This is a genomic window from Rhizobacter sp. P1_G5, assembly GCF_056405435.1.
This window is the reverse complement of the sequence record NZ_JBFUCB010000920.1, coordinates 1-1,697: the sequence shown is the minus strand read 5'-3', so window position 1 is coordinate 1,697 and position 1,697 is coordinate 1. Positions and strand designations below refer to the sequence as shown.

Here is a 1,697-nt window from a genome sequence, read left to right as displayed (position 1 = left end):
GCTCGATGCAGTGCGCGGCGGCCAGCGCCCGCTCGTCCTGCCGAGACACGGCCGCCGGTGCCGCACCCTCGTGCAGCGAACCCTGCACGATGCCGATCACCTGCAGCGCCGCTTCTTCGAGCGCGAAGCCCTCGATGCCGTCGTCCGCCAGCGATCCCAGCAGCGCGGACACCCGCGGCGACGGCGGCAAGGCCGCGCGGCCGAAGCGCGCAGGCAAGCCCGGCAGGCGGAGCGCAGCGGATGCGTCGTCGAAGGCCCGCGCCGAGACCGACAGCACCACGCAATCGTCGCCGGTGCCGTCGCTTTCCTCGTGCGAGCAGACGTAGCCCTCGCCCGGGTTGCCGAGCATCAGCCAGCCGGGGCTGAGCACTGCGCGACCGGCGCGCGTGCGGTAGCCCAGGAAGCCGCGTTCGACGAGCGTGACCGAGAACGCCCGGTGCTCCTCGTCACGGGGCCGCTCGCCGGCACCCGCGCGGCACGCGCAGCGAATCAGGTGCAGCCCGCACGCGCCGCGCAGCGGGCGGTAGTCGCGGTCGGCGGCGGGGCCTTCGGACGGAGCAGCAGGCATGGCGTGCCGGGTGGTGGAGTGGCTGCAATTCTAGGAGCCGGGGGCGGGCGACAGCAGTTTTTGCCAAGTCGGCTGCGCGTGCAGTGCCTACGCTGGCAGCTCCTCCATCAATCCACACCGAACGATGAACACCCGACTGCATTGCGCCCTGGCCTGCCTCGCCGCCGCGATGGGCATGGCGCCGGCCGCCCAGGCGGCAGACCACCTCGACACGCCCACCGTGATCGCCGACCCGGCAGCCGACATCGGCGACCTCTACGCCTGGACTTCCGCCGACGGCCGGCGGCTGAACCTGGTGATGGACATCGTCGGCCGCCAGTTCTCCGACCAGGTCCAGTACGTGTTCCACGTCGACAGCGGCCCGCGCTTCGGCAGCACGACCAGCAGCACGACGATCCTGTGCCGCTTCAACGTCGCGAACGCGGCCGAATGCTGGGCGGGCGATCCTGGCGACATCCGCGACGAGCTGCGCGGCGATGCCAGCCGGGCCGAGGGCCTCGAAGGCCGCCACAAGCGCTTCAGGGTGTTCGCCGGGCTGCGCGACGACCCGTACTTCAACAACGTGAAGGGCACGCGCGCCGCGCTGAACCTTGCGGCCGATGCGATCCAGAAAGGCAAGGCGCCGAAGGATGCCGCCGGCTGCTTCGCGTTCGACGCCGAGACCTCCGCGCAGGTGTTCGCGCAGTGGCGCCAGACCCAGGGCGAGCCGGCGAAGAATTTCCTGGCCGGATGGAAAACCTCGGCGCTGGTCGTTTCGGTGGACCTGTCGGTCGTGAACCAGGGCGGCCCGCTGCTGGCGGTCTGGGGGCGGACCTACCGGCAACGGCCCGCACCGGGCCGCCCGCTGCTGGGCAAGCCGATCGATCGCATGGGGCGCGCGCTGACCGGCAATGCGCTGCTGCACACCATCGGCTCGAGCGACGACGCGGACGCGATGAAGGAGGAGTACAACCGCGCCGACCCGGTGGACTGGCAGAAGTTCGCGCCCGAGATCGGCCGCAACCTGGCGCTGTACGACAGCTTCGACGGCATCCTCGGCAACCAGTGGCTGGCCGCGCGCGGCGACGACACGCCGGCGCGCTACCAGCCGCTGGCAAGGCTGCTGGCCGACGACAGGCTGTGGGTGGAC

General features: G+C 71.6%; 1 protein-coding gene and 1 pseudogene. One reads left to right on the top strand and one right to left on the bottom strand.

Annotation, left to right across the window (positions count from 1 at the left end; translation table 11 throughout):
• Nucleotides 1–568, bottom strand: a pseudogene (locus tag AC1D12_RS32720) (hypothetical protein); the annotation flags it as partial.
• Nucleotides 569–692: 124 nt separating this feature from the next.
• Between AC1D12_RS32720 and AC1D12_RS32715 the strand changes: the two are divergent.
• On the top strand, nt 693–1,697 hold a 1,005-nt coding region (locus AC1D12_RS32715), incomplete at its 3' end, for a hypothetical protein (RefSeq protein ID WP_477845292.1).